The organism is Hoyosella rhizosphaerae (genome assembly GCF_014643175.1).
GTDB classification, from domain to species: Bacteria; Actinomycetota; Actinomycetes; order Mycobacteriales; family Mycobacteriaceae; genus Lolliginicoccus; species Lolliginicoccus rhizosphaerae.
In genome coordinates this window covers 142,782-166,275 of the sequence record NZ_BMJH01000001.1, presented here as the reverse complement: position 1 = coordinate 166,275, position 23,494 = coordinate 142,782, and the positions used below count along the sequence as shown (strand labels likewise).

The window sequence follows — 23,494 nt, the reverse complement described above, 5'->3', positions numbered from 1 at the left end:
CCTCGCATGTCCCATCACGAAAAGCGAACCAGCACATCGGGACTCGTCATCACCGGCGCTAGTGCGCTGTTCCTGTTCCTCTTCCTTCGCCTACTCGCGGTGAGCGGCTACGACTGGAATGTTGCCTTCGCCATAATCCACACAATCGACCTCAACGAAGGCTTCGGCATCCTCGTCGGCACATTGATGGGTGAACCAATACTCACTGGCGTTGCGCTCGCGGTGCTTCTTCCACTCATACTCATTCGAGTGATCTGGCCCGTAGTCGAAGGTGGTCGGTCAAGTAGTCTCGTTCTACTTGCGGTCGTCACAGCCGCATTAGCATCGCTGCTAGCGACCTATCGCAGTTGGTGGCTCCTCGTGACCATGTTGCTCGCCACCGCCGTTGTTGCGCTGCTGGAACGTCTCCGTCACAACGACCAACTTCACCAAGCCGCTGTGTTCGTCCTCCACCGCGTCTGGCTGATCGCGAGCGGAATGCTCCTAATTCTCGCCGCGATCGTCAGCACACCGTGGGTCCCCCTCGAGCAAATCGACCTACTTGAAGGGGACGTCCGCGGATACGTCATGGAAACCTCGCCAGGCTTCCTGAAAATCTTGACGGAGACAGAGCGCGAGTTTCTCATCATCCCCACCACCGAAGTCATCTCTCGAGTCGAAGTGCATGCGCACTAAGAAGCCGCCCGAGCGAGTGAGGATTCCGCGAACCCTTCGCTCGGTGAGAATGCGGCAAGCACATCCTCAGCCGACACCCCTGCCGCCTCCGTGATGTAGGCGAGAACATCGTCACGCGACGTGAGTGCGAGAAAACGATCCGGCTCCGACAGCAAGAGGAACAGCGCGGTAGCCACAGCGTCGTTCACAGCAGCAGCCGCAAACAGCAACTGCGCATGCTCCGCATGCTTGGGATCCCCGAGGAACAATCGCGTTACCTCCGTCGCCGCATAACCCCGACTCTTCCAATGCAGCTCAAACTGCTCACCGAGCCATTCAGCGGTAAATGGTCCCTGGTGTTTTCGCGCCGCGGCGACCAGTGAAGCTACCTGAATAATGGCGTTCTGAGCCCCCTGCCCAGCGACTGGGTCAAAGGCTATCGCTGTATCACCAATCGCTAAGACCGGGTGTCCGCTATCAGTTGCACCGACGGCTTTCCGCACGGTGGGGGTGACAGCCCCCCGAAGCCACGAATGCGGGTCGGACTCAATCGGGCGGAGTTTCTCCACCTCACGTGCGTCCTTGGGAAAATACTCACGATAAAGTTCTAAAACCACTTTATGCGCGCTTGCGGCGTCAATTGCTGACGAGAATGCACTCTCCCACGGACTACCAGGCTTAGCGAACCCGATGAATCCCCATGCCTCACCAAAATCCTTGTGGAGATATGGCCCAAGCCATGCTTCACCGAAATCGGTATGCAGGTTAAAGAGATTATGCTCGCGACCACCGGGGCCTCGGTAACTGAAATCTGGGGCCTCACCGTTTGTACCTAGTGCAGCAAAAAGAAGGGTTCTCTGCGGCTTGTCATACACCGTCCGCTCCTCGTCAACAGGGAAGAACGACGCCAGCCCACCTTTTCCAGTCGCGACCACGGTGAGATCGTGTCTGCCCGCGATCTCACCGAGGTCATCTCGCGTGACATCCTGCACAACAAACGTGCCTCCACGCTCGATGAAACGCGCAATCCGATCCGCAGACCGAAGTCGAACGTCCACCGCCTGGGCCACATAACCAAACGAAGGGTCAAACTCAAGCACATCCGCGCTTGTCTCCCCTACGCCGGAATGCAGCCGAGTACTCAACCCGCTGGTATGCGACTGCGCACCATACAAATCTTCAATGATGGTGGCGTCCGCCTCCCTGGACTTCCCAAAGTAGACAGCAGTACCCGTTGGTGGGACATCATCGCGCAACGACTTCAGATCCCGGTCACTGAAGAGCGTGACACTAAATCCCGCATTGACGAAGCCCAATGCAGCTGAGCTACCAGCTAAACCGGCACCGACGACGGCGACAGTACGTTGTTCAATGGTCATGTGAGTTCTCCTTCTCAGAATATGACGTTCAAGTGCTTGACGAAGACTGATACGACGAGTCATGTTGAGCTCCTATCGAACCGACCAGCGCTCCACGCGTAGGGCAACGGATCCCCGTTCAAGACGTGCGCCCCCACTGCTTGCTGCTTATAGACGAGGGGGTTATGCGCGGCGACTGTGCGGGCATTGCGCCAGTGCCGGTCAAGGGCAAGAGCCGACGACGTAATCGAGGCGCCGCCCACTTCGAAAAGCTGCGACGTCGCTGTCAAAACAAGGTCGATGACAACACTTTGCGCACTCGCCGCGGCGGCTTCAGCACGGTCCAGCAATTCAGCGTCATCGCCACCAGATGCAAGAACCGCATCGAGTTCATCAGCTACGGAAAGTACCGCTGCCCGCGCCCCAAATGACGCCGCCGCAAGCTTTCCGATCACTTGCTGCACTAGGGGGTCATGGCGCGGCAGGTCAGCGGAAGCATGCGTGAATGTTCGAGTCCGCTGACGCACCCATTCAGCAGTATCGTCCTGAGCACGCTGCGCAATCCCGGCCAACACAGCCAACTGAACAAGTTGAAGGTAGGCCGTGGAATAAGTGCGACCAGGGGAACCGTAGCCCGGCCCCAGAATGCGAGATGGTGCCACGTCAACGTCCGTGAATGAAGCTGTACCACTCACAGTTAGACGTTGCCCAAAACCGTCCCAGTCGTCGCGCTGTTCCACCCCGTTCTGGTTGGCATCGACGAGCACACCCACACGCTCACCGTCGAGGTCGACGGCAGTCAGGATGTGGTCGGCATACAGGCTTCCGGTGCTGTAGTACTTTGTTCCGTTAAGCAGCCAGCCTTCACCCCGCCGCGTAAGTTTTGTCTGGTAGCGATCCGCGGCGCCAATACCAGGTTCGGTAATCGCATTACCAACTAAGGCGCCCTCAGCGATCCTGTTCAGCCAATCACGGTCGTGCGACAACAATTGATCTTCAACAAACGTCCAATGCACCCTCAACGCTTGCGGCAAATTTGATTCGGCCGCAGCGAGATCAATCAACAGGTCGAACAGCTGTCGCACGCTGACACCAAAACCCCCAAGTTCTCGGGGAACACGCAACGCACCGAATTTCGCATCGCGCAGTAGGTCAACTTCCTTATGAAGTAGTCGGTGGTCCTTCTCTCGTTCAAACGCTCCCGCCGCAATTTCAGAGAAAAGTGGTCGAAAATATTGCTTTAAATCATGCGTAACTGACGTTGCAGTACTCAATTCTCCGCTCCCTGCCTCGTACCGATGTTGGTTCAACTATCGAGAGCAAAGGAGCACAAAGCACTAGTTAGAATCGGCTCGATTCGAACACCCTCACATGGGTGGGGCGCACATCACATAGAACCCAATGAAGGTTTGATGCTAGGTTCATTCTCGTGTCGACTTCTACGAATCCCACCAAGCACGCCGTCATGGCCGTAGCTCCGGTTCGGACGTCGCAGATGTGTCGAATGTGCTGCATGCGCTGCTGTCTGTAAGCGCGCTAACCCCAATCTCGTTCCGGCGTCCGTTGGCGTCCGGGGCTCACTCATTTGCGGATCCGCACATTCGACGTCGACGGATGGTTTCTCGTGACTACACTCTCACTCTCATCAGCTAGAACGCCTACTTCTCACCATTCAGCGCCGGGGGTATCCGTTCACCCCCCGCGGTTTTTTCACGGGCAAACTCCAGCTGCAGCGATTTTTCGGATCGCTGCCCACAAAGGGCCCATCTCCAGAGAGAAAGCCGCGCAACTCAGTGGCGCAAGCATCGCAACAGTTAACCGAAATGTCGCCGCCCTTCTCGCGGCTGGGCTGTTGCTCGAACGCCACGACCTCACTACATCAGGAGCTGTCGGGCGACCACGCGTACCCATACAAATCAACCACGAACCGTACGCCACCATAGGAATTCACATAGGCGCCGCAGTGACCACAATCGTGGCGAGCGACATCCGCGGAACAATATTGGGCGGCATCCGAATCCCGACACCAGCTGGGCCACAACACGGAGCCCTAACAAGTATCGCCTCTAGCGCCTCCGCATTCGCTGCCCGCTTTCGGCGCACGTTCTTGTGGGCCGGAATTGCCTTAGGCGGGCAGGTTGATCCCACAACTGGCACGGCGTCACACCACCGCCTCCAATGGACCAACGCGCCTGTCGGTCACGTTATCGGTAAGGCACTGAATGTTCCCGTCTCCGTAGCTCCACACGTCGAAGCGATGGCCGCCGCTGAGTTACTACTCGCCCCACATGAATCCACCCACAATGGTGAAAGCAGCAACCTCTACTTTTATGCCCGCGAAACCGTAGGCGTCGCGTTGACCTTCGCCGAACGAGTGATCACCCCCCGTGGCGGCCCGGGATCCGTCGCACACCTTCCATCAGGTTCTGGTGTGTTGTGCGATTGCGGCCAGCGGGGCTGCCTCGAAGCGACGGTCAGTGAAGACGCCATCATGCGCCGCGCGATCGACGACGGAATTGCCCTGTCATCCGGTCCATCGCTCGATGAGCTGATCAAGCTTGCGCGAGCCGGCAACACCGCCGCGGCTGCAATCCTGACAGACCGGGCACGAACCCTCGGAAAAGTCGTCGCGACTCTACGGGACCTGTTCAACCCCGACCACGTGACATTGGGCGGCCAAGCCTTTACTTCATACCCCGAAGCCATGAGGGACTTTGCGCAGTCATTCGATCAGACCACACGTTCCCCTCGTCGGAACGTCCTTGTCACGGGCTTCGGGAATCGGGTGCAGGAACATGCCGCGGTTGCGGTGTCGCTCAGTGTGCTCCACGCCGACCCGCTGAATGCGCAACTTTTATGAACTCCGACGGTGCTAACTCCGACGGGAATCCATCTGTGGAGGTCAACAAAACCCGGCCCAAATTGGCGGTTTAGGCGACTTCCGCAGATGGATCTGCGCGTGTTCACCTTCTGACCCAAGTGCCAACGTCACCCAAGCACGCTGCAACTGCAGCTTGACCAGTCTCGTAGTTCTGCGGATCGGCTTCCATTGGCCAGGTTGATAACTCTGCGGCCATGTGGTCCAGCGCGCGAATGGTCTCGGGACGTGAACTGACGGAGTCCGTAGTCCAACTCCCCTCGTGATTGACAACCTCAGCCTGGTCTCCGTCCACGATCAGCTCAGCGATCCCGAGCCTGACAACGAAGCTGGTGCCCGAGTTAGAGGGTGCAGCTATACCGACGATCGGATTAACCGAGCTGTCGAGTTGTTCGGAAATCGCGCCAATCACTTCACTCCCTACATCGAGGCAGGTCGGAGCGTTGTCTGCTGTCGCGGAATCCCCGCTGCATGAGGCTGCGAGCAAGACCCCCGCGATGGGCAAACACTTCAGTCTTGTCACTGGGCCGACGGTACAAGTTGACCTTGACATAGAACCATCCAAGCAGTGGTCGGCCCCGGCGGTGCTAACTCCGACGGGAATCCATCTGTGGAGGTCAACAAAACCCGGCCCAAATTGGCGGTTTAGGCGACTTCCGCAGATGGATTTGCGCCGCGGCGGAACCAGGGCCCGGCGGAACCAGGGCGCATCAAGGGCGGAGGGTGTGAAAGCCACTCTGATAGAACACGATCGGTGCGTGATCGCTGAGTATCCGCACGTCTAGGACGTCAAGAAGAACGATGTGGTGATCACCCGCAGCGATCGTGTCGCGGATCGCCACCTGCAAATGCAACGGCGACGCCGCGATAAACACTGCACCCGCAGGGCCGAGTTCGGTTGGGACATTTTCGAAGCGGTCACCCGTCCTACGGGCGAGGCTGCGAGCAACGTCCCCGTGGTGTGAGCCCAGGACGCTGATGCCGAGCGTCGCCGATGTTGTCAGAACCGGCCAGGTCCCCGAGGTATTTTGGATGCACACGGAAACGAGCGGTGGATCGAGTGAAACGGGCACGAAGCTACTTGCCACCATCCCCACGTATCTCCCGCCAATGTCAGCAGCCACTGCCACGACACCGGCAGGGTGCGCCGCAAAAGCGCTCCGTAGCTGCTGCGGTTGCAATCTGGTATCCACTGAAGCGGTCATCAGCTCGCCACCAACTCACGAACGGGACCCGCTTTCGTTGCCAGCCACGGTTTTAAAGTGTCGCGGTGAAACGCCTGCAACCAATCGTCAGGACCTTGCACGGTGACACCATCGGCGACGCCCGCGGCATGCACATCTTCAATAAGTCCCACCAGACCGCTGTGGGAACCAACGTAGGTGATTGTGTCGAACACTCCGCCTGGTTTCCACTGGGGGTTGATCTGACGGTAGGCGTCAAATGCCTGTCGCCATGAGTCGGCGGAGTACCCGTAAATGTCGAGCAGCACAACAGCTCTGGGGTCACCGAGTTTGATTCCCTCATAGCGCTGACGGGCTTCCCCAAGGTCGCGCGCACGAAGCCGAATGAGGCGTTCACCTCGGTGTGATCCCGTGAGCAACACCCATTCTCCGCTCGGTGTCTGCAATGGGGATTCAAGGGGATCACGCCTGGCTTGCGGTGCCGTTGCGCCGTATTCGACGGCAATGCTGAGTGATTTCATGACTCCAAGAACACCCTGTCGAGTCGTCAGGTAACAGGGTTCAATTCATAGCGGTTTTAACTGTTCACTGGGAACGCCAGTCCTGACAATGTTGTCCCCCAACAGGTTCGTCACGTTCAGGGAAAGGCGTTAAACGATGACTACAGAGAGACTCTCGGAGTACACCAAATTTGCGTATTGGGTGCCAAATGTTAGCGGCGGGTTGGTCACCAGCACCATCGAACAGCGCACAAGTTGGGACTACGAATACAACGTCAAGCTCGCCCAAATCGCAGAAAACAGCGGGTTCGAATACGCACTGAGTCAGGTGCGATACGAAGCCAGTTACGGCGCTGAGTTTCAACACGAATCGACTTCGTTTAGCCTTGCGCTCCTGCTTGCCACCCAACGACTCAAGGTCATTGCCGCGGTGCATCCTGGTTTGTGGCAACCCGCAGTCCTCGCTAAATTCGCGGCGACAGCGGACCATCTGTCGGGCGGGCGCTTCGCTGTCAATGTTGTGAGTGGCTGGTTCAAAGACGAGTTCACACATCTCGGTGAGCCGTGGCTCGAACATGACGAAAGGTACCGTCGCAGCGCAGAGTTTCTCCAGGTGCTTCGCAAGATCTGGACGGAGGACGATGTTGACTTTCGCGGCGACTTTTACCGAATTCACGACTTCACACTCAAGCCAAAACCGCTGAACACTCCGGCACGGCCCAATCCCGAATTGTTCCAGGGCGGGAATTCCGCGGCAGCACGTTCGAATGGGGGTAAGTACGCCGACTGGTACTTCTCCAATGGCAAAGACTTCGAGGGAGTAATTGAACAGCTTGGTGACATTCGGCATCACGCCCGGCAAGCCAACAGGGAGGTTAACTTCGGCCTCAATGGCTTCATCATTGCCCGCGACACCGAAAAAGAAGCCAAGGAAACGCTCCGTGAAATCATCGCGAAGGCGAACAGGCCAGCGGTTGAGGGGTTCCGCAGTGCTGTCCAACAAGCTGGCGCTTCGACGTCCGACAAGCAAGGAATGTGGGCCGACTCAACATTCGATGATCTCGTTCAGTACAACGACGGTTTCCGCACGCAACTCATAGGAACTCCCGAGCAGATCGCAGAGCGTATCGTCGCGTACCGCCGTCTCGGCGTCGACCTCATTCTTGGCGGTTTCCTTCACTTCCAGGAAGAGGTCGAATACTTCGGCAAGCATGTGCTGCCGCTGGTGAGGGAACTCGAAGCAGCCGATAACGCACGAGAATTGCTTACGGCATGACGTGGGACGCAACCATTCAGACCGTGCATAAGCTCGCGGACGAGTTCCGACAGTCAGCGCCACAGCGGGATCGTGACCGGTCGCTGCCGTTCAACGAAATCACTGAACTTTCCACCGCTGGGTTTTTTGCGCTGACCATCCCCCGTGAATACGGCGGACTTCAAGCACCTCCCTCTGTGGTGGCCGAAGCAACGCGGATCCTTGCTACTGCAGACCCGAACATCGCTCAGATCCCGCAAAGCCACTTCGTCTATGTCAACTTCTTGAAGATCGCTGGAAGCCACCAGCAGAAGCAGTACTTCTTTAGCAAGATCCTCGACGGGCAACGACTCGCGAACGCGCAGTCTGAACGCAACGGCAGCACCATTGCGTCTATAACCACCACCTTGGACGCCGTTGAAACGGGTTACCGCCTTAACGGGACGAAGTACTACTGCACTGGCACCGTGTTCGCTGACTGGATTCCTGTCCTTTCCACGTCGGAGGGGACGGAGTTTGTTGCCTTTGTCCCATCAGACTCCCCTGGTCTGACAATTGACGATGATTGGAACGGGTTCGGCCAGCGCACAACCGCGAGCGGGACAGTTCACCTCGACAATGTGCACGTAGATTCGGCGTGGGTGGTGCCGCGCGAACCAGCAGTGCGCGCTCCGGCTGCGTATGGCGCGTTCGCTCAACTTCTTCACGCTGCAATTGATGCTGGCATCGCGCGCAATGCGCTCGACGATGCAGCGGAATTCATCAGGACTTCTGCCCGCCCCTGGTTTGAAGCCAAAGTCGACGAAGCTCGGGACGATCCACTCACTACCTATCGACTCGGCGAAGTCACTGTCGATGTTGCGTCAGCTGAAGCACTGGTGGCGGAAGCTGGAGCCCTTGTCGATGAAGCCTTTGCTGCATTTTCCTCAGAGCAGGCAACACGCGCATCCCTTGCCGTTGCCATCGCGAAGGCGGCTGCAGACCGGGCAGCACTGTCGGCAACGAACGCGCTTCACGAACTCGGCGGAACCCGCACAGCAGACGCATCGCTCAACTTGCATCGGCATTGGCGAAATGCCAGAACCCACACCCTTCACGACCCAGTCCGGTGGAAATACCACAACATCGGGCGTGCGCTGCTTGGGCATCCACAACCTCAACACGCCCTATTCTGAGAAGGAGAAACCGTGCTTCGTTTTCATTGGTTCCTACCGACATACGGGGACTCGCGAGCCCTTATCGCGGGTGGTCACGGCTCAGCGATGACGGGTGATCGCCCAGCATCCGTGCAGTACCTCACACAAGTAGCACACGCTGCCGAGACGAACGGATTCGAAGCGGTATTGACTCCGACCGGAGCGTGGTGCGAAGACGCGTGGCTGACAACAGCAATGCTCATCGAATCGACGGAATACCTGAAGTTCCTAGTCGCTTTCAGACCGGGGCTCGTCAGCCCTACTTTGGCCGCTCAGATGGCAACTACATTCCAAAGGCACTCCAATGGGCGGTTGTACCTCAATGTGGTTACCGGCGGCGAGGACCATGAGCAACGCGCATATGGCGACTTTCTCAACAAAAGTGAACGCTACGAGCGGACTGGCGAGTTTCTCTCCGTTGTTCGACGCCTCTGGTCCGAACAAGCGCCGTTTACTTTCCGCGGTCAGCACCTATCCGTATCTGATGCGTCACTTGGCCGTCGCCCAGTAGTGGTGCCGCCCATATTTTTTGGTGGATCCTCCGCACCTGCGGGAGACGTAGCGGCAAGATTCGCCGACGTTTACCTAACGTGGGGTGAACCTCCTTTGGAAGTTGGAAAGAAAATCGCGTGGATCAACGCGCTCGCAGCGGAACAGGGCAGACGCGTGGAGCATGGCATTCGGCTACACGTCATCAGCCGAGATACTTCTGCCGAGGCGTGGGCCGTCGCGGACAAATTGCTCGCAAACCTCGACCCTCGGGAAATCAACCGAATCCAAACCAACCTTGCGCAAAGCCAGTCAGAGGGCCAACGTCGGATGCAAGAACTCCACAAGGGGCGAACTGACGCGTTGACCATCGCACCGAACTTGTGGGCCGGAGTGGGCCTAGTGCGGGGTGGGGCTGGCACTGCACTTGTCGGATCGCACGAGGAGGTAGCGGACCGTATCCAGGAATATGGTGATTTGGGCATCAGCCATTTCATTTTCTCCGGATATCCGCACATTGAGGAGGCGTACTGGTTCGGCGAAGGGGTTTTACCGAGGCTGCACGAACGCGGCCTGTGGAAGCATCCGCATCGTCTCGCCGAGGCTGAACAACTAGAAGGTGCTGCTGTTCCCTTCAGTTCATGAGTCGCGAGTACCGTTATAGGGCATGGCGGATAACTCGCGATCTTCTCGTTGTTTGGTAACCGGTGCAACTGGCTATGTTGGCGGTCGGCTTGCCCCACGGCTTGCGGAAGAGGGCTACAAGGTGCGGGTGATGGCCCGTACTCCTGACAAGTTGCGGGACGTTCCTTGGGCTCGCGACGTCGACGTTGTTCAGGGCGATCTCACTGATGCGGATAGCCTCCTGAACGCCTGCAAAGACATCGATGTGGTGTATTACTTGGTCCATTCGATGGGTGGTGACAAGTCTTTCGCTGCGACTGAACGCGAGTCGGCGTTAAATTTTGTGCGCGCAGCCGAGGCCGCCGGGGTGCAACGAATTGTGTACCTTGGTGGCCTTCATCCGCCTGGGGTTGATTTGTCGCCTCACCTCAAGTCTCGTGCTGAAGTCGGCGAGATCTTGTTGGCGTCGTCGATACCCACTGTGGTGCTTCAAGCGGGTGTGGTGATTGGGTCGGGTTCAGCGTCGTTTGAGATGATTCGCCATCTCACCGACCGTTTGCCCGTGATGGTGACTCCTAAATGGGTGCGCAACCGTATTCAGCCGATTGCGATTCGGGATGCGTTGCATTATCTGATTGCGCTCGCTGATCTTTCGGTGGCCCCGGGCGCTAACCGCACGTTCGACATCGGCGGACCTGATGTTATGCAGTACGGCGAGATGATGAAGACGTACGGCGATGTTGCGGGACTTCCTAAACGTCGCATGGTGGTGGTGCCTGTTCTGACGCCGCACCTTGCTGGTCATTGGATCAATTTGGTGACCCCTGTGCCGAAAGCGTTGGCGATGCCGCTGATTGCGTCGTTGCAGTGCGAGGCTATCGCGCATGAACACGACATCGACGACTTCATTCCCCCACCTGCTGAGGGTCTCACCCCGTACAGGCGGGCTGTGAAGCTTGCCTTGCAGCGCATCGATGACGGCAACGTCGAGACCCGGTGGTCAAACGCGTCCGTTCCTGAGGCGCCCGCAGATATTTTGCCGTCGGACCCGGATTGGGCTGGCGAAACCGTCTACACCGACCTTCGCGAGCAAGAATGTGCCGCTCCGCCTGAGAAGTTGTGGGCGGTTGTCGAAGGAATCGGTGGCGAGAACGGTTGGTATTCGTTCCCCGTCGCGTGGTCAATTCGGGGTTGGATGGATCGTGTCGTTGGTGGTGTCGGTTTGCGGCGTGGTCGACGGGATGCACGCCATTTGTATAAGGGTGAGGCCTTGGACTGGTGGCGTGTCGAGGAGATTCGGCCGCCGGAGCTATTGCGTCTGCGCGCCGAGATGAAGGTGCCCGGTGGCGCGTGGTTGGAAATGAAGGTTGTGCCTACTGAGAATGGTTCGAGGCTTGAACAGCGCGCCGTGTTCTTCCCGAAGGGCCTTGTGGGCGTTCTGTACTGGTATTCGATCCTGCCGTTCCATGGCGTGATCTTCAGCGGGATGGTGAAGAATATGACGAGCACCGCCGAGCGGGCCGAGTAGTTAGCTGGACGCTCCCACTTTTGACGAATGCTCCCGGTTTGTCACTGTAAAAGTGGGAGCGTCGGAACAAAGTGGGAGCGTGACGGGTTTAGGTCGATGCGCCGGCGAACTGCGACATGTACAGCGCGCGGTATGGGCCATCCGCCGCGATCAGTTCGTCATGGCTGCCTGTTTCGACGATGTGGCCGTCTTCCATCACCAAAATGACGTCGGCGTCGCGAATCGTGGAGAGCCTGTGCGCGATAACAAACGCCGTGCGATCAGCGCGCAACCGCGACATCGCCTTTTGAATCAGTAGCTCGGTGCGCGTATCGACGGAACTGGTCGCTTCATCCAGGATGAGGATGTGCGGCTGAGACACGAAAGCTCGGGCGATTGTGATGAGCTGTTGCTCGCCGATGCTGACGTTGCCGGACTCTTCGTCGATTATGGTGTCGTACCCATCGGGCAGGGCGCGAGCGAACCGGTCGACGTAGCTGTCTTTCGCAGCTTGCGATACGGATTCCTCACTCGCATCGATGGCTCCGTATCGGATGTTGTCGGCTATCGTTCCGCCGAACAGCCAGGTGTCCTGCAGCACCATTCCGATGCGGGTGCGCAGTTCGGCGCGCGGCATTCTGCGGATGTCGACGCCGTCGATGCGGATCGCGCCACTGTCTACTTCGTAGAACCGCATCAACAGGTTGACCAGGGTTGTTTTCCCAGCACCAGTGGGGCCGACTATCGCCACCATTTGACCTGGTTCAACGGTGAGGGACAGGTTGTCGATCAGCGGTCGGTCCGAGTCGTAGCGGAAGGACACGTCGTCGAACTCCACGCGTCCGCGGGATGCGGGAAGGTCGGGGTTGGTGACGTCTGCGGTTTCTTCCTCGGCGTCGAGAAGTTCGAATACGCGTTCGGCCGAAGCCACGCCCGATTGCAGCACGTTAACCATGGATGCGAGTTGCGACAGTGGCTGGGTGAATTGGCGTGAGTATTGGATGAACGCTTGGACTTCTCCGAGGCTCATGTTGCCTGAGGCGACACGCATTCCGCCGACCACGGCGACGAGTACGTAGTTGATGTTGCCGAGGAACATGATGACGGGCATGACCATTCCGGATAGGAACTGGGCTTTGAACGCGGAGGTTTGGAGTTTGCCGTTGCGTTCGTCGAAGGTGTTCTGGACGTCTCGTTCACGCCCGTAGGCGAGCACTAGTTCGTGGCCGGTGTGGGTTTCTTCGACGTGTGCGTTGAGCAGACCGGTGTGCCGCCATTGGCCCGCGTAGTGAGGCTGGGCGCGTTTGACGATGATGGCGGTGACCAGCAGTGACAGCGGCACCGTGAGTAGTGCGATGAGGGCGAGCAGCGGCGAGATCCACAGCATCATCGCGAGAACCGCAAGTACGGTGAGGAGCGCGTTGAGGAGTTGACTCATGGTTTGCTGGAGGCTTTGCGACACGTTGTCGATGTCGTTGGTGACTCGGCTGAGCACGTCCCCGCGCTGGTGTTTATCGAAGTAGGACAGCGGTAGGCGGTGAACTTTGTCTTCAACGTCGGACCGCAACCCTCGGATGACGGACTGCACAACATTGTTGAGTATGTAGGCGGAGGCCCAGGCGCAGGTGGCGGCGATGAGATACACCGCCAGCGCGAGGTACATCACGCGGGCTAGTGCACCGAAGTCCACGCCAACACCGGGAATGAGGTTCATCCCGGACACCATGTCGGCGAAGGTGTCTTGTCCGGCAGCGCGGAGTTGTTCGACGGCTTGTGCTTGTGTCACTCCTGTTGGGAGTTGTTTTCCGATGACGCCGTTGAAGATGATGTCGGTGCCGTGTCCGAGAATTCGGGGGCCGATCGCGTTAAGCGATACTGCGGTGACGATGAAAAGAAGGACTGCACCGATGGCACGTTTGTAGGGCGCTAGCCGCGTTGCCAATCGTCGGACTGAGGGGCCGAATTGTGTTGCGCGGGCGTTGGGGTTGCCTTGGCTGTCGGCAGCGCCGCCCATCATTCCTGGTCGGGTCATCGGTTGCCCTCGACAATCATTTGGGAGTCCACGGTTTCGCGGTATTCGGCGCAGGTGGCAACTAAGTAGTCATGTTTACCTGTGCCCACCACTGCCCCGCCGTCGAGGACGACGATCTGGTCTGCGTCACGGATGGTGGCGATGCGCTGTCCGACGAGGATGACCGCCGAGTTGGTGGTTCGGGGTTTCAGAGCGGCGCGGAGCCTCGCATCGGTGGCGACGTCGAGGGCGGAGAAGGAGTCGTCGAATAGGTAAATCTGGGGTGCTCTCACGAGTGCGCGGGCGATGGCGAGTCGTTGCCTTTGTCCTCCGGATACCGTGGTGCCGCCCTGGGAGACGGGGCTGTCGAGGCCGAGTGGCATGGCGCGCACGAAGTTGGCTGCTTGAGCCACGGTGAGTGCGTCCCAGAGTTCTTCGTCGGTGGCGTCGGGTCTGCCGTAGCGGAGGTTGGTGGCGATTGTCCCGGAGAACAGGAACGCTCGTTGGGGGACGTAACCGATGTTGCTTCGTAGCAAGTGCGGGTCGAGGTTTTTGACGTCGACGCCGCCGACGAGGACCGCGCCATCGGTGCAGTCGATGAGCCTTGGTATGAGGTTAAGGACGGTTGATTTCCCGGAACCGGTGGCGCCGATGATGGCGGTGGTGGTGCCTGGCGTGACGGTGAATGTGATGTTGTGGATGACGGGTTTTTCTGCTCCGGGGTAACAGAATGTGGCGCCGCGGAATTCGACGATGCCCGGTGTTGGCATGTCTGCTGTCGGTTTTGGTGATGTGACTATGGATGACTCTGTGGACAGCACGTCGTGGATGCGTTCGGCGCATACCGCCGCCCGTGGTACTTGGGACGCCATGAACGTGACCATCATGATGGACATCAGAATCAGGATGAGGTAGCTCAGCATCGCGGTGAGCGAGCCGACTTGCATTCGTCCCTCGTCAATTTCGATGCCGCCGAACCAGATGACTCCGACGGAGCTGACGTTCATGATGAGCATGACGATGGGGAAAGCAAAAGCCATGAGTCGCCCGACGCGGAGGGCTGTGTCGGTGAGTTCGTTGTTTGCGGTGGCGAATCTTCGAGTTTCCCAGGGTTCGCGAACGAATGCGCGCACTACCCGTGCCCCTGTGATTTGTTCTCGCAGCACCCTGTTGACGGCATCGATTTTGATTTGCATGAGTCGGTAGCCAGGGATCATGCGGGCGATGATGATGCCCATGCTGAGGGCCAGTGCGGGCACGCTTACGGCGATGAGCCAGGAAAGTCGCAAGTCTTCGCGTAGTGCCATGATGATGCCGCCCACGCCCATGATCGGCGCCATGACTAGCAGGGTGAACGACATGAGGACGAGGGTTTGAACCTGTAGGACGTCGTTGGTGTTGCGGGTAATCAGCGATGGTGCGCCGAAAACTCCCATCTCGCGGGCGGAGAATTGGTTGACTTGGTGGAACACGTCGCGCCGGAGGTCTGCGCCGAGCGATGTCGCGGTGTGTGCGGCGAAGTAGACGGCGGTGATGCTGCACGTAATTTGCAGTGCTGCGACGGCGAGCATGATGCCGCCGATACGGATGATGTAGGGGATGTCGCCCTGGGTGACGCCGTTGTCGATGATGTCGGCGTTGAGGCTAGGCAACAGGAGTGCGGCGAGCGCTCCGAACAGCTGCAGGATGACGATTGCGGCGATGGGTTTGCGGTAGCGCGGTAGGTATGTGCGGAGCAACGCGATGAGCAATGGGGTTTCCTTTCGCGTCAGTCGGCAGTGATTCATCCTACGACTAGTCATGTGTTTGCGCACCAGTGTTATTCGATGCACAAATCTCTTGGCACCGATGCCCCCAAAAGCACTGCCGTCCAAATGGTGGACACCCACAGGGGGCCTACAGTAGGGTGAAAGTTGAATTTCGTATTGAATAACCGCAAGTCAACACACCCGGGCTGACTTACTGTTATCAAATTGTGCCAAAACCGTTTCGCTACTGAATCATTCATGGCACGCTTCACACTGCCATGAAGAAGATCACATCAGTGCTTAGCACCACAGCCGCCGCATTGGGCGTTACCGTTGCCCTTGCGAGTCCGGCGTCCGCCAACGCTCCGTCTGAATACGTTCCGTGGCTACAGTCCGCCGCGGCACAATGTTCAGGCATCTCCGCCTCGCTACTCGCCGCCCAGATTCAAGCCGAGAGCGATTTCCGAACCAATGTCGTCAGCAGCGCGGGGGCTGTAGGTCCAGCGCAGTTCATGCCCGGCACGTGGGCAACCTGGGGTGTCGACGCCGACGGCGACGGCCGCGCCGACCCACGTAGCATTCCCGACTCCGTCACTGCGCAAGGTCGCTTTATGTGCCACCTTTACAGTCAGACAAGCGCGGGTGTCCGCAATGGCACGTTACGTGGAGACCCGCTAGACCTCGCGCTCGCCGCATATAACGCAGGTCTTGGTGCAGTTCAGCGCGCCGGAGGCATGCCATCTGGTGGCGAGTACACCACCCAGACGCAGCCCTACGTGGCGAAGATCAAGGCATTCGAGCCGCGCTACCGCAGCCTCAACGGCCCTACCACGACGCTGCCGCAAGTCAATGCTGGTTTGGATTTCGGATCCCTTGAGGGACTCTTCTTCTAGGCACACACCTGTCCCAGCGCCCAGCCTCTCCCGACGAGGCTGGGCGCTCTGCATTTCTAGGCTGCGCTCTTGACGTGGCTCATTGCTTCGCTGACGGTGGCAAACACATCTGCTGTCACTCCGTCGCCCGCGTCCGGATCAGGAAGCACTTCATCTGGATCGACGATGGCAACCTTCTTCTTGTCGAGCAGGGTCAAACGCCGCACCACCTCAAGCAGCATGCGACGTGCCACATCGCCGAGTTCGTAGACCCTGCTGAGGTCGAGGATGTAGGCATCTTCGTCTTGATCGCCCTCCGCAATTGATCGCACAACAGCTTCAGCGCCCGCAAACCTCACAACACCTTGCACCTCGAAGACGTGCACACCGTCTTTGACGTAGTCCGAGCGCAGGCTTGCGCGCCCCAGGGTGGGAGTTTCCATGAGGTGAAGACCCATGTCGCGGGACAGGCGCTCAAAGAGTTTGACGCCGCGCACGCTGTTTCCGTGGTCGTCGAGTTTGGGCGAGAACACCGCGATGCCGATCTGGCCGGGCAGAACGCCTATAAGCCCGCCGGCTACCCCGCTCTTTGCGGGAATGCCGACGACGGACATCCAGTCACCGGCAGCGTCGTACATTCCGCACGTCAGCATGACGCTTAGCGCTTGACGTACTGCTGACGGCCAGAACAGCCTCTCGCCGGTGTTGGGTTGCACGCCCCCGTTGGCCAATGTTGCCGCCATGATGGAGAGGTCCCGGGCCGTCACGTTGAGTGAGCATTGGCGGATGTACCCGCGAACAACGTCGACTGGGTCGCCTTCGAGGATCCCGACTGTTTTGAGCATGTAGCCGATAGCGAGATTGCGGTGGGCGGTGTCGAACTCGGATGAGTTGACTGCCTCGTCAAAGGAGAGTTCTCGACCAGCGAGGGCGCTGAAGTGTTCGCGGATGCGCTCGACGCGCGCTTCACTGTCGGCTCCGTTGACCAGCGAGTGGGCGGTGATCGCGCCCGCGTTGATCATCGGGTTGAAGGGTTTGCCGGTTACTTCTTCGAGCGAAATCTCGTTGAAGGCATCGCCGGATGGTTCGACGCCGATCTTCGAAAGGACAGCGTCGAATCCCGCATCGCTGAGCGCGAGTCCGTATGTAAAGGGCTTGGAGATGGATTGGATGCTGAAGTCGATATCTGCATCACCGACGGTGTAGGTGGCGCCTTCTACCGTGGTCATGGCTATGCCAAGCCGGTCGGGGTTGGCTCGGGCAAGTTCGGGGATGTAGTCGGCAACGGCACCCTGCTCGTTGCCAGTGCAGCGGTCTAGTAGTTCTCGGAGGTAGTCAGGGATTGGCGATTCCATGCTGTTCAGGATGCCTTAGGTTCACGATTTGTACCGGCTTGTGTCCGATCCTGTGTTTTGGTCGCGTTTCATTGCCTGAGCGGCGACAGGTGGGAGAATGAAGAAGAAATGTGGCTGAGTTACCCCAGTGGAATAAGTTGAACATTCAACTAGTTATGCTGAGTGAGAGCCACGAAAGGAGCCCACAATGCCCGCCATCACCGCCGACACCCTGACCCTCCCCCGAATCCCCGCGCCCAGCGCCGCCGAAACTGAACGCACCGTCAAATCCATCACCACAGGACCACGCGGATTCGAAGGCGAAGGGTTCCCCGTCACCCGCGCATTCGCTGGCGTCTCCTCCGGGGACCTCGACCCCTTCATCCACATGGACCAAATGGGTGAAGTCGAATACGCCCCAGGTGAGCCACGCGGCACCGACTGGCACCCCCACCGGGGCTTCGAAACCGTCACCTACATCATCGATGGCCGTTTCCAGCATCAGGATTCACACGGCGGCGGAGGGCTGATCGAAGACGGCGCCACACAGTGGATGACGGCAGGATCGGGAGTGCTCCACATCGAGACGCCACCAGCCGAACTAGTCGAGTCCGGTGGCACCTTCCACGGGGTCCAGCTCTGGGTGAACCTGCCACGCAAAGACAAGTTCCTACCACCGCGCTACCAAAACCTTGAAGGCAACAAAGTGAAGCTGCTGTCGTCAGCAGACGGCGGAGCCCTCGTTCGCGTCATCGCCGGATCCATCGGCGAACACAGCGGTCCGGGATCGACGTACACACCCATCACGTTGGCGCACGCAACGATCCAGCCGGGGGCTCAACTGTCCACCCCGTGGAGTCCCGACTTCAACGGTTTGGTCTACGTCCTGTCTGGTCGCGGAACCGTTGGCGCAGAAGCACGCCCCATCCGACAGGGCCAACTCGCTGTGCTCGGCAAAGGCGACCGCATCACTGTGACGGCGGACAGCACACAAGACGGCCATCGCCCCGCACTTGAAGTACTTCTTCTCGGCGGCCAACCAATCCGCGAACCAGTCTTCCAATACGGGCCGTTTGTGATGAACACCAAGCAGGAAATCATCGAAGCGCTCCAGGACTTCCAGTCCGGCGCATTCGGGCAAATCCCTGCGGACGGCATCCGCCCATACCGGGGGCGCTAACGGTGGAGGTTCACATAAAACGTGCGGGCGAACGCACGTCCGTCAACCTTGGGTGGCTTGTCAGCAACCACTCGTTCCCCTTCGCGGGCAATTTCGACCTCCACAGAGGCGGACACGGCGTACTGCTAGTCAACAACGAGGACATCATGTCTGCCGGTGGAAGCTTCGACATGCACTATCACCAAGACATGGAAATCATCACGTGGGTGATGAGCGGCGAAGTGGTACACGAAGATTCGACAGGCAACACCCTCACCATTCCGGCTGGGTCGGCCCAACGCATGACGGCCGGCACTGGAATCCGTCACGCGGAGCGAAGCCTATCGCGCGACAAGGGGCCCATTCACGTAGTGCAAATGTGGGCTGCGCCTGACACCAACGGATTGCAGCCCAGCTACAACCAGGCAGACTTCACCGACAAGATAAAATCTGGCGAGCTTTTTGTCGTCGCGTCCGGCCTTGCGAAACATGAATCGGACCGAGGAATCGGAATAAACAATAAGTACGCCGCGCTGTACGCCGCACGACCCAAGGCCGGTTCCTCCATTACCGTACCGACTGGCAAGTTCATCCATATATTCATTGCCTCCGGCGAGGTAGAGATGGACGGCGAGACTCTCCACCATGGCGATTCCGTGCGAGTAGCCTCCGGCGGCGGGCAAACGCTGACAATGATCGAAGAATCCGAAATACTCATCTGGGAGATGTACGCCCACTTCTGAAAGGACGACCGTGGCAACTGAGGTCAAGCACAACACTGAGCAGACTCGCTTTGAAATCTGGGTTGACGACGAAATGGCAGGCTTTACCGAGTACAAGCCGCGCGGAGAACAGCGGGCATTTATTCACACCGAGATCGCCGACAAGTTTGGCGGCAAGGGACTGGCCATGCAGGTCATTCGCGAGGCGCTCGACGCAACCCGCGAAGAAGGACTTCAATTGCTTCCGTACTGCCCAGCTGTGCGCAAGTTCCTGACGAAAAATGCCGACTATGTGGCGCTAGTCCCGGAGGACCGTCGCGCGGAGTTCGACCTCTAAGCCGATGGTGGACGTCACCACATCAATCGAGATAGCCCGCCCCCTTTCTGAGGTGGCGGGCTATTGTGCTGATCCAAGCAATGCCACTGAGTGGTACGCCAATATCAAGAAAGTCCACTGGCGCACTGCCCCAACTGTGGAAGTGGGCGCTCGAGTCGCATTTACTGCGGAGTTTTTGCGCCGCACTCTGGAGTATGAATACGAGATTGTCGAGTTTGAGCCGCTGGTACGCCTGGTGATGCGTACGACGGAGGGGCCGTTCCCGATGCAAACGACGTATGAGTGGACCGCGGTATCACCGACAGTGACGCGCGTGACGTTGAATAACGCAGGGGAACCGTTAGGGTTTTCGCGTCTTGTTGCCCCCATGATGACGGCGGCGATGCGTCGGGCGAACACCAAAGATCTGCAGGCATTAAAACGCATTGTCGAATCGCGCTATCCGGAGTAATCCTCCTCTGACAGGCACGTTAGGACTACGGTGGCACTATGCTCCCAGCCGGTAAATATGCGCTCGGCCCTGTTCACGCTGGCCACCAGGGCGACCGACTTTCGGTGCGCACGACGAGGGCCGGGATCGGCGCAAAAGTTGGGCACGATTTGGTCATTGATGCTGCCGAGTGGTCGGCCACAGTGACGATAGAAGACACAGTGACGATAGGAGCCACAGGGACAGTGGTATCCGCGACTATCGCTGTGGCGAGCCTGTTCGTCGCTGAAGCCCACGGCGGAGTGAAACCCATGTCGAAGGCGGACCGGAAGTCGACTGAGAAGAATATGCGCGGGGTCTTAAAACCTGCGGCTTTCCCCTCAATTGATTTCACTTCGACGTCTGTCGACGTGCGCGACGGCATCCTCGATGTGCGCGGGGAGGTTGCTTTGCTGGGATTGTCGCGGCCGGTGGCCATGTCGGGATCGGTATCGGAAACTGGTGTCGTGCAGATGAAAACTGTGATGACGCAGTCCCATTGGGGCATCGTGCCGTTTTCTGCGTTTCTGGGCGCTTTGCGGCTGGCCGACGATGTAACAGTGGAAGTGTCTGGCGCGTTAACGCCGATTTCGCCTGAATAACCAACATAACTGTGATCTGCCTCACAGTAACTCGACATTTCAGTAGTTGAATGTTTAACTAGTTTTAGTTGTTCAAGCAAATACATTGCGAACCCCCACAAGGAGCCATCATGACTGCAGCCGTCACCACCCTCCCCGGCCTTAGCGCAGGAACCTGGACCATCGACCCAGTTCACTCCACAGTGTCCTTCAGCGTCCGCCACCTGATGGTGAGCAAAGTTCGCGGCGAATTCACCGAATTCTCCGGCCAACTGGAAGTCGCAGCAGACGGCACCCCCTCCGTGACAGCAAACATCGCCACTCACTCGGTAACCACCAAGAACGAGCAACGCGATGAGCACCTCAAAGCCAACGACTTCTTCGACTCAGCCAACCACCCAACCGCTGTGTTCAAGTCCACCGGACTCCGCGCCGAAGGCGACGACCTTTACCTTGATGGAGACTTCACGCTCCGCGGAATCACCAAGAACGTCAGCCTCGCGCTCGAGTTCAACGGCGTCAACCCCGGCATGGGCCAGGGCGAGGTCGCAGGCTTTGAAGCCAGCACCGTGATCAACCGCAAAGAATTCGGCGTGAACTTCGACGCCCCACTCGAAAACGGTGGCGCAGTGGTAGGCGACAAGGTCACCATCACCCTCGACATCGAAGCAATCAAGCAGTAACTCAACCAACACATCGCAGCGGTGGCGGCTCCCCTTTCCAGGGTGGCCGCCACCGCTGCGTTGGGCTACGGTCGCGTAGGCACACCTCAGCAACAAATACGGCGCCGATTTGGATAAACGACCTAATATGGGTCCACCAGCGGCGTTATGCCATACCACCTAGCTAAGGCAGGTACTGTGTCCTCTTCCGACCTACTGCTCAACCCGCACACCTACAACCCAACACACTTCGACGACGAAACTCGTGAACTACTCGCGGCCACCATCGCGTGGTTCGAAGAACGTGGACTCACCAAGCTCACCGAGGACTACTACGGCAAGGTCTTCTACCAAGAATTCCTCGACTTCGTCGCCGAAAAACAGCTGTTCGCGAAGTTCCTCACCCCAGCAGGCCAAGAAGGCGCTGTAGATGGGGCCCGTTGGGACACCGCCCGCGTCGCCGCGTTCTCTGAAATCCTCGGATTCTACGGGCTCAACTACTGGTACCCGTGGCAGGTCACCGCCCTCGGACTTGGCCCAGTCTGGCAGAGCGAAAATCCCGCCGCCCGCAAGATCACTGCTGAATTCATGGCCGCAGGCGAAGTTGCAGCATTCGGGCTATCCGACAAAGATCACGGCGCCGACGTGTATTCCACCGACATGCGCCTTACCCCCACAGACGACGGCTACCTCGCCAACGGTGGAAAGTACTACATCGGAAACGGCAACTGTGCCCGCACGGTCTCAGTCTTCGGGCGCATCGACTCCGCTGATGACAAGCCTGAATACGTGTTCTTCCGTGCCGACTCAACCCACCCCGCGTTCGAGCTGATCAAAAACATCGTGCCATCGCAAATGTATGTGGCCGCGTTCCAGCTCAACGATTACCCAGTGCGCGAAGAGGACATCCTGCACCGCGGCAACGATGCCTTCTCGGCCGCGATGAACACCGTCAATGTCGGCAAGTTCAACTTGTGCTTCGGTGGAATCGGCATGGCAACCCACGCCTTCTACGAAGCCATCACTCACGCATCCAACCGTGTCCTGTACGGCGCAGCAGTCACAACCATGCCGCACGTTCGCGCAGCATTCGTCGAGGCGTACGCGAGGCTGACCGGCGGGCGGCTGTTCTCTGACCGCGCAATCGATTACTTCCGTGAGGCTAACGCCGACGACCGCCGCTACCTTCTCTACAACGCCGTCACCAAGATGAAGGTCACCACCGAGTCCGAAAAAATTATCGGACTCCTCACGGAAGTTGTGGCGGCAAAGAGCTTCGAAAAGGACAACTACATCACCATCGCCGCAAACGATGTTCGCGGACTCCCGAAACTCGAAGGCACCGTTGCCGTCAACCTGGCACTGATCAACAAGTTCATGCCTGCATACCTGTTCCAGGCAGCAGATTTGCCCGAGGTACCGACTCGGCGTGACGCGGCAAACGACGACTTCTTGTTCAAACAAGGACCTGCCCGGGGCTTGTCAAAGGTGCGATTCCACGATTCGAACGCAGAGTTTGCGAACGCGTCGCACATCAAAAATGTGGCCGTCTTCCGCGAGCAGATCACCGAGTTCATGGCTCTACTTACCGACGCCACCCCCACAGCTGAGCAAATCGGCGACATGAGCTTCATGCTTGAGGTTGGGCAGTTGTTTACCCAAATCGTTTACGGACACCTCATTCTCGAACAGGCACGCATCACTGGACTCGAAGATGAGATTGTGGATCAGATTTTCGCGACGATCGTCCGTGACTTCTCGGGCTACGCCGTGTCACTGTACTCAAAGCCCCTTGCAACCGATGATCAGCAGAAACGCATGATCGCTGCGATCCGCCGTCCGGCCGAGTCAGATGACAGTGTCACGTGGGAGGCAGTGTCAGCGCTTTCAGGGGCATATTCCATGCGCGATTGAGCATTTGGCGAACTCTAATCTAACGGCGGGTTAATGTGCG

At 58.5% G+C, this 23,494-nt stretch carries 22 protein-coding genes; 14 read left to right on the top strand and 8 right to left on the bottom strand.

The features are described 5' to 3' along the window. Window positions 1-6 precede the first annotated feature (6 nt). The gene (locus tag IEW73_RS00790; protein WP_188669755.1) at window positions 7-675 is read left to right on the top strand and encodes a hypothetical protein; all 669 of its coding nucleotides are present in this window, start codon (window positions 7-9) and stop codon (window positions 673-675) included. On the opposite strand, the gene IEW73_RS00785 is transcribed toward IEW73_RS00790, so the two are convergent. Both IEW73_RS00785 and IEW73_RS00780 read right to left on the bottom strand, forming a co-directional pair. Then, the gene (locus IEW73_RS00785) at window positions 672-2,033 is read right to left on the bottom strand and encodes a styrene monooxygenase/indole monooxygenase family protein (protein ID WP_188669754.1); all 1,362 of its coding nucleotides are present in this window, start codon (window positions 2,031-2,033) and stop codon (window positions 672-674) included. The two genes, IEW73_RS00790 and IEW73_RS00785, sit on opposite strands and share 4 nt — an antisense overlap. A 59-nt stretch (window positions 2,034-2,092) precedes the next feature. Next, the gene (locus tag IEW73_RS00780; RefSeq protein ID WP_188669751.1) at window positions 2,093-3,286 is read right to left on the bottom strand and encodes an acyl-CoA dehydrogenase family protein; all 1,194 of its coding nucleotides are present in this window, start codon (window positions 3,284-3,286) and stop codon (window positions 2,093-2,095) included. A 350-nt stretch (window positions 3,287-3,636) separates the two neighbouring features. On the opposite strand from IEW73_RS00780, the gene IEW73_RS00775 reads away from it, so the two are divergent. Further along, on the top strand, window positions 3,637-4,872 hold the full coding sequence (locus IEW73_RS00775) for an ROK family protein (RefSeq protein WP_188669749.1): 1,236 nt from the start codon (window positions 3,637-3,639) through the stop codon (window positions 4,870-4,872). A 103-nt stretch (window positions 4,873-4,975) separates the two neighbouring features. Here IEW73_RS00775 and IEW73_RS00770 read toward each other — a convergent pair whose 3' ends face one another. The 3 genes from IEW73_RS00770 to IEW73_RS00760 all read right to left on the bottom strand — a co-directional run bounded on the left by IEW73_RS00770 (window position 4,976) and on the right by IEW73_RS00760 (window position 6,595). Next, window positions 4,976-5,413 (bottom strand): hypothetical protein, encoded by a 438-nt coding sequence (locus IEW73_RS00770; RefSeq protein ID WP_188669748.1) that lies wholly within the window; start codon window positions 5,411-5,413, stop codon window positions 4,976-4,978. Window positions 5,414-5,600: 187 nt separating this feature from the next. Then, window positions 5,601-6,095, bottom strand: coding sequence for a flavin reductase family protein (locus IEW73_RS00765; protein ID WP_188669745.1), 495 nt, complete (start codon window positions 6,093-6,095; stop codon window positions 5,601-5,603). Then, entirely contained in the window at window positions 6,095-6,595 is a 501-nt protein-coding gene (locus tag IEW73_RS00760) for a hypothetical protein (protein ID WP_188669744.1), read from the bottom strand. The genes IEW73_RS00765 and IEW73_RS00760 overlap by 1 nt, the downstream gene beginning before the upstream one ends. Before the next feature lie 136 nt (window positions 6,596-6,731). On the opposite strand from IEW73_RS00760, the gene sfnG reads away from it, so the two are divergent. The 4 genes from sfnG to IEW73_RS00740 are packed head-to-tail and all read left to right on the top strand — an operon-like array spanning window position 6,732 to window position 11,666. Then, a complete protein-coding gene (gene sfnG, locus IEW73_RS00755; RefSeq protein ID WP_188669742.1) occupies window positions 6,732-7,850 on the top strand; it encodes a dimethylsulfone monooxygenase SfnG in 1,119 nt (372 codons plus the stop codon). Continuing rightward, window positions 7,847-9,004, top strand: a complete 1,158-nt coding sequence (locus tag IEW73_RS00750; protein ID WP_188669739.1) for an SfnB family sulfur acquisition oxidoreductase — start codon at window positions 7,847-7,849, stop codon at window positions 9,002-9,004. Before sfnG ends, IEW73_RS00750 begins: the two co-directional genes overlap by 4 nt. A 12-nt stretch (window positions 9,005-9,016) precedes the next feature. Further along, entirely contained in the window at window positions 9,017-10,159 is a 1,143-nt protein-coding gene (locus IEW73_RS00745) for an LLM class flavin-dependent oxidoreductase (RefSeq protein ID WP_188669737.1), read from the top strand. A gap of 22 nt (window positions 10,160-10,181) precedes the next feature. Beyond that, window positions 10,182-11,666, top strand: a complete 1,485-nt coding sequence (locus tag IEW73_RS00740) for an SDR family oxidoreductase (protein ID WP_188669735.1) — start codon at window positions 10,182-10,184, stop codon at window positions 11,664-11,666. An 88-nt stretch (window positions 11,667-11,754) separates the two neighbouring features. Here IEW73_RS00740 and IEW73_RS00735 read toward each other — a convergent pair whose 3' ends face one another. Then, a complete protein-coding gene (locus tag IEW73_RS00735; RefSeq protein WP_188669733.1) occupies window positions 11,755-13,677 on the bottom strand; it encodes an ABC transporter ATP-binding protein in 1,923 nt (640 codons plus the stop codon). Beyond that, the gene (locus IEW73_RS00730; RefSeq protein ID WP_188672656.1) at window positions 13,674-15,407 is read right to left on the bottom strand and encodes an ABC transporter ATP-binding protein; all 1,734 of its coding nucleotides are present in this window, start codon (window positions 15,405-15,407) and stop codon (window positions 13,674-13,676) included. The genes IEW73_RS00735 and IEW73_RS00730 overlap by 4 nt, the downstream gene beginning before the upstream one ends. 275 nt (window positions 15,408-15,682) lie before the next feature. Here IEW73_RS00730 and IEW73_RS00725 point away from each other — a divergent pair, with 275 nt between their 5' ends. Then, window positions 15,683-16,297, top strand: coding sequence for a lytic transglycosylase domain-containing protein (locus tag IEW73_RS00725; protein ID WP_188669731.1), 615 nt, complete (start codon window positions 15,683-15,685; stop codon window positions 16,295-16,297). Between the two features lie 56 nt (window positions 16,298-16,353). On the opposite strand, the gene IEW73_RS00720 is transcribed toward IEW73_RS00725, so the two are convergent. Further along, window positions 16,354-17,631 carry a glutaminase gene (locus IEW73_RS00720; protein WP_188669729.1) on the bottom strand — a complete coding sequence of 426 codons (1,278 nt, stop codon included), beginning with the start codon at window positions 17,629-17,631 and terminating at the stop codon, window positions 16,354-16,356. Between the two features lie 187 nt (window positions 17,632-17,818). Here IEW73_RS00720 and IEW73_RS00715 point away from each other — a divergent pair, with 187 nt between their 5' ends. From IEW73_RS00715 to IEW73_RS00685, 7 genes are all read left to right on the top strand, one after another. Then, on the top strand, window positions 17,819-18,790 hold the full coding sequence (locus tag IEW73_RS00715) for a pirin family protein (RefSeq protein WP_188669727.1): 972 nt from the start codon (window positions 17,819-17,821) through the stop codon (window positions 18,788-18,790). A 2-nt stretch (window positions 18,791-18,792) separates the two neighbouring features. Then, a complete protein-coding gene (locus tag IEW73_RS00710; RefSeq protein WP_188669725.1) occupies window positions 18,793-19,512 on the top strand; it encodes a pirin family protein in 720 nt (239 codons plus the stop codon). A gap of 10 nt (window positions 19,513-19,522) precedes the next feature. After that, window positions 19,523-19,828, top strand: a complete 306-nt coding sequence (locus tag IEW73_RS00705; RefSeq protein WP_206050437.1) for a GNAT family N-acetyltransferase — start codon at window positions 19,523-19,525, stop codon at window positions 19,826-19,828. A gap of 4 nt (window positions 19,829-19,832) precedes the next feature. After that, complete coding sequence (locus IEW73_RS00700; protein ID WP_188669723.1) at window positions 19,833-20,279, top strand: SRPBCC family protein; 447 nt, start codon at window positions 19,833-19,835, stop codon at window positions 20,277-20,279. A 38-nt stretch (window positions 20,280-20,317) separates the two neighbouring features. After that, window positions 20,318-20,899, top strand: coding sequence for a YceI family protein (locus IEW73_RS00695; protein WP_188669721.1), 582 nt, complete (start codon window positions 20,318-20,320; stop codon window positions 20,897-20,899). A gap of 110 nt (window positions 20,900-21,009) precedes the next feature. After that, window positions 21,010-21,561 carry a YceI family protein gene (locus IEW73_RS00690; protein WP_188669719.1) on the top strand — a complete coding sequence of 184 codons (552 nt, stop codon included), beginning with the start codon at window positions 21,010-21,012 and terminating at the stop codon, window positions 21,559-21,561. Window positions 21,562-21,738: 177 nt separating this feature from the next. Beyond that, the gene (locus IEW73_RS00685) at window positions 21,739-23,454 is read left to right on the top strand and encodes an acyl-CoA dehydrogenase family protein (RefSeq protein ID WP_373286496.1); all 1,716 of its coding nucleotides are present in this window, start codon (window positions 21,739-21,741) and stop codon (window positions 23,452-23,454) included. Window positions 23,455-23,494: the final 40 nt, after the last annotated feature.

Excerpts from the sequence above, each read along its gene's own strand:
- IEW73_RS00790 (WP_188669755.1), top strand. The coding sequence starts at position 7 with ATGTCCCATCACGAAAAGCGAACCAGCACATCGGGACTCGTCATCACC.
- IEW73_RS00785 (WP_188669754.1), bottom strand. The coding sequence starts at position 2,033 with ATGACCATTGAACAACGTACTGTCGCCGTCGTCGGTGCCGGTTTAGCT.
- IEW73_RS00765 (WP_188669745.1), bottom strand. The coding sequence starts at position 6,095 with ATGACCGCTTCAGTGGATACCAGATTGCAACCGCAGCAGCTACGGAGC.
- IEW73_RS00760 (WP_188669744.1), bottom strand. The coding sequence starts at position 6,595 with ATGAAATCACTCAGCATTGCCGTCGAATACGGCGCAACGGCACCGCAA.
- sfnG (WP_188669742.1), top strand. The coding sequence starts at position 6,732 with ATGACTACAGAGAGACTCTCGGAGTACACCAAATTTGCGTATTGGGTG.
- IEW73_RS00750 (WP_188669739.1), top strand. The coding sequence starts at position 7,847 with ATGACGTGGGACGCAACCATTCAGACCGTGCATAAGCTCGCGGACGAG.
- IEW73_RS00740 (WP_188669735.1), top strand. The coding sequence starts at position 10,182 with ATGGCGGATAACTCGCGATCTTCTCGTTGTTTGGTAACCGGTGCAACT.
- IEW73_RS00735 (WP_188669733.1), bottom strand. The coding sequence starts at position 13,677 with ATGACCCGACCAGGAATGATGGGCGGCGCTGCCGACAGCCAAGGCAAC.
- IEW73_RS00725 (WP_188669731.1), top strand. The coding sequence starts at position 15,683 with ATGAAGAAGATCACATCAGTGCTTAGCACCACAGCCGCCGCATTGGGC.
- IEW73_RS00720 (WP_188669729.1), bottom strand. The coding sequence starts at position 17,631 with ATGGAATCGCCAATCCCTGACTACCTCCGAGAACTACTAGACCGCTGC.
- IEW73_RS00715 (WP_188669727.1), top strand. The coding sequence starts at position 17,819 with ATGCCCGCCATCACCGCCGACACCCTGACCCTCCCCCGAATCCCCGCG.
- IEW73_RS00700 (WP_188669723.1), top strand. The coding sequence starts at position 19,833 with ATGGTGGACGTCACCACATCAATCGAGATAGCCCGCCCCCTTTCTGAG.
- IEW73_RS00695 (WP_188669721.1), top strand. The coding sequence starts at position 20,318 with ATGCTCCCAGCCGGTAAATATGCGCTCGGCCCTGTTCACGCTGGCCAC.
- IEW73_RS00690 (WP_188669719.1), top strand. The coding sequence starts at position 21,010 with ATGACTGCAGCCGTCACCACCCTCCCCGGCCTTAGCGCAGGAACCTGG.